Genomic DNA, 3,971 nt, shown 5'->3' with positions numbered 1-3,971 from the left:
TTAGCTATATTTTTTTACTTTGCAACAGAACCATGCTATCTACATTATTACATTTCTCTTAACTGAATGTATGTTACATTTTCTAAATTAATATACATAGGCACTGGATTAAGTACTTTAATAATTTTTTCAGAACTTTGTGAATAGTCTATTTTTCTTGCAATTACTGAATCTCCAGAATGAAAATAAACTTCTATACTATTTACTGTATTTAATTCTAATTCTTGTTTTAATTGCTCTATTATCACAAACAAAAACTCCTTTCCAAATTATTTTGAAAAACCACATTTTAAATTAATTACTGTGTCTTCTGGTTTAATAATATTTTTAACACATTCTGAGAATACTTCCCTATAATAGCCCATACAAGTGTTTTATGCTTTAATAAATCAATGACTTAGCTTTTTTATTTCTCTACTCCGTATTTCAATTTGGTTAAATATACTTTATTTTGTTTTTAAAAAATTCTATATACTCATCTCTACTATTTTGATCTTTATCAATTTCATATGCGATTAATGTATCTAAACATTGCATTCCAGTATATTCAACTATTCCATGACTAATGTGAAATAGTACTTGTTTGTGTATATCTCCTGATGAACCAGTTGTTGTACTTATAATAGCTTTTTTATTAGATAATCTGGCGTTCTTAAACTTCCCATATGCCCCTCCATAAATCCCTCCATATATTAAAACTTTATCAAACCATCCTTTTAATATTGCAGGAACACTCGACCACCATAAAGGGAATTGAAAAATAATAATATCCGCCCACAATAGTTTGCTTAATTCAGATTTAATTTCCTTACTTAATATATTATTTTTGTAAGAATGCTCTTGTTCTATAGGATATTTAAAAAAGTTATTATTTTTTAAATATTTAAAATCAGATTTTTGAGCAACAGGGTTAAAATTCATTTTATACAAATCAGATACAACGACAATTATTACCATTCTCCTTCAATACTGTTTGTGCAATATCTTTAAGTTTACTATTAAAAGATTGAGGTCCAGGGTGCGCATATACTATTAGAATATTCATTTAACTTCTCCTATATAGTGTTTTGCAATATTTACGTTTTATAGATTATTCCACCATTCAAAGTTATCTTGTTTAAGTAATTGATCACTTTCTTTAGGTCCAAAACTTCCTGGTTTATACTGTGGTATTGTTACGTTAGATTTTTTCCATTCAGTACTTATATAATCTATAAATTCCCATGAATGTTTAAGTTCTTCCCAATGTACAAAATTAGTTTGATTTCCTATTAAAGCATCACATATAAGTGATTCATAAGCATCCACTACTTGTTTTTTATCTATTAAGTTATAGATTTGTATATTATGGTTTCTATTATTTCTAGTTGATTTATTTTCATAAATATATAGTGATATTTGGGCATTAGGTTCTATATTTATTACCATTAAATTACAATCAACATCTTCATTATCATTTTCATAGATTAATTTACTATTTAATTTTTTAAATTCTATAACAACTTCTATTGCTTTTTTATTTAAACGCTTTCCTGTACGAATATAAAACGGTGTCCCTTTCCATCTATCATTATTAATGAGTAATTTCCCTGCTACAAATGTTTCTGTTGTTGAATCACTATTAACACCTTTTTCTTCATGATATGACATTATCGGAGTTTCATTAATAATACCATTAATATATTGTCCTCTAACAAAATATTTGTGTACATCAGCCCCTTTCAAAAATTTTATATTGTTTAAAAGTTCGATTTTTTTTAGTCTAATATCTTTACTATTTCTGCTTTCGGGTTTCTCCATAGCAATAAGAGTAAGTATTTGTAGTGCATGATTTTGCACCATATCTTTAAGCGCTCCTGTAGAATCATAGTATTGGCCTCTATCTTCAATGCCTAAAGTTTCCGATAGAGTTATTTGAACATTTGATATATACTTGTTGTTCCACAATGGTTCAAATATTGTATTACCAAAACGTAAAGATTCAATATTTTGCACCATCTCTTTACCTAGATAATGATCTATTCTAAATATTTCTTCTTCTTTAAAATACTGTCTTATGTGTTTATTTAAGTCTTCGGCAGATTTCAAATCTTTTCCAAATGGTTTTTCTATTATTAATCTTGAAAATCCATTTGTATCAGAAAGACCTGATTGGCTTATGCTTTGAGTTATAATTTTAAAAAATTGAGGATTCATTGCTAAGTAAAATAATCTATTGCCATCCAAACAATATTTTTTATCAATATCATTGGAAAGTTCCTTTAATTTATTCCAACTTGTTTTATCTTCAACATTTTGTTGAAAGTAAAATATGTTATCTAAAAATAAGTTCACCATTTCAAAATTTTCTTGGCTTAATAAAATTTGTTTTACTTTACTTCTATATTCTTCATCACTTATATCCTCTAAACCCGTAGAAATGATAACTAATTTCTTAAAGTGACCCTTTTTATAAAGATTAAAAATAGAAGGTAGCAATTTCCTGTAACTTAAATCTCCTGTTCCGCCAAATATTGTTATTAATGATGATAAATTTTTATCCAAAGCAGTTCCCCCCTTTTACTTGATTAGCTAGTTTCTGGTTTTCATTCCGTAACAGTAATTATATTACTCTTCATCCCATTGTGTGTGGAACACACCTTCACGGTCTTTACGTTCATAAGTATGTGCACCAAAATAGTCACGTTGTGCTTGGATAAGATTAGCTGACAAATCTTCAGAACGATAACTATCATAGTAGTTCACACTTGCAGAGAATCCTGGTGTCGGTACACCGTTTTTAACGCCTGTTGCTACGACGTCTCTTAATGCATCTTGGTAATCTGTAACAATATTTTTGAAGTATGGATCTAATAATAAGTTTTCAAGTTCTGGATTATTATCGTAAGCATCTTTAATTTTTTGTAAGAATTGTGCACGAATGATACAACCTTCACGCCAAATCATTGCCAGTTCACCTAATTTTAAGTTCCATTCGTGATCTTCGCTCGATTTTCTCATTTGCGCAAAGCCTTGAGCGTAAGAACAAATCTTACTCATATATAATGCTTTTCTGATTTTTTCTAAGAATTCTTCTTTATTACCATCAAATGAAGCTTGTGGTCCATTTAATGATTTAGACGCATTAACACGTTCTTCTTTAATGGATGAAATGAAACGAGCAAATACCGATTCAGTGATAATTGTTAATGGAATTCCTAATTCTAATGCATTAATAGAAGTCCATTTACCTGTACCTTTTTGACCAGCAGTATCTAATATTTTTTCTACTAATGGTTCATTATTTTCATCTAATTTAGTGAAAATATCACCAGTAATTTCTATTAAGTAACTTTCGAGTTCTCCAGCATTCCAATCTTTGAATGTTTGAGAAATTTCAGTATGACTCATACCTAATAAGTCTTTCATCATTGTATAACTTTCAGCGATTAATTGCATATCTGCATATTCAATACCGTTATGAACCATTTTCACATAATGACCTGCACCATTTGGGCCAATGTATGTTACGCAAGATGCACCATCTTGCGCTTTAGCTGCAATGGCATCTAAGATATCACTGACTTTATTATAAGCGGCTTCTTGACCACCAGGCATTAATGAAGGACCAGTTAAAGCGCCTACTTCACCACCTGATACGCCCATACCAATGAAATTAACGCCACTTTCAGCTAATGTTTTATTTCGACGAATTGTATCTTGATAGTTTGTATTACCACCATCAATTAAAATATCTTCATCGTCTAATAATGGAAGTAAGGCATTTATCATGTTATCCGTAGGACTACCAGCCTTAATCATCAACAAAATTTTACGGGGTTTTTCTAATGAATCTACAAATTCTTTCAAGTTATACGCAGGATATATCTTTTGATAATGAGACTTTTGAATAGTATCATTAATTTCATTATTATCTCTACTATGAATACTCACAGAATATTTCTTATCCTCGATGTTCCACGCAAGATTTT

Annotated in this window: 5 protein-coding genes; all 5 read right to left on the bottom strand. The window is 29.3% G+C overall.

The genetic code is table 11. The annotated features are described in order from the left end of the window. Window positions 1-47: 47 nt before the first annotated feature. The gene (locus HMPREF2930_RS00230) at window positions 48-248 is read right to left on the bottom strand and encodes a hypothetical protein (protein ID WP_015387322.1); all 201 of its coding nucleotides are present in this window, start codon (window positions 246-248) and stop codon (window positions 48-50) included. 187 nt (window positions 249-435) lie between these two features. Further along, window positions 436-921, bottom strand: coding sequence for an NAD(P)H-dependent oxidoreductase (locus tag HMPREF2930_RS00225; protein WP_254613616.1), 486 nt, complete (start codon window positions 919-921; stop codon window positions 436-438). Window positions 922-931: 10 nt separating this feature from the next. Next, window positions 932-1,045: an NAD(P)H-dependent oxidoreductase gene (locus HMPREF2930_RS11340; RefSeq protein WP_017175388.1), complete on the bottom strand. Its 114-nt coding sequence runs from the start codon at window positions 1,043-1,045 to the stop codon at window positions 932-934. 38 nt (window positions 1,046-1,083) lie between these two features. Next, window positions 1,084-2,544, bottom strand: coding sequence for a glucose-6-phosphate dehydrogenase (gene zwf, locus HMPREF2930_RS00220; RefSeq protein ID WP_002449615.1), 1,461 nt, complete (start codon window positions 2,542-2,544; stop codon window positions 1,084-1,086). A gap of 63 nt (window positions 2,545-2,607) precedes the next feature. Next, window positions 2,608-3,971, bottom strand: a 1,364-nt coding sequence (gene gndA, locus HMPREF2930_RS00215) for an NADP-dependent phosphogluconate dehydrogenase (RefSeq protein ID WP_141751504.1), incomplete at its 5' end; no start/stop codon positions are given.

Origin of the sequence: Staphylococcus sp. HMSC068C09 (assembly GCF_001813735.1) — a bacterium.
Taxonomy (GTDB): Bacteria; Bacillota; Bacilli; order Staphylococcales; family Staphylococcaceae; genus Staphylococcus; species Staphylococcus hominis.
Note: the sequence above shows the minus strand (reverse complement) of the source record. Positions and strands in the feature narration are given on the sequence as shown.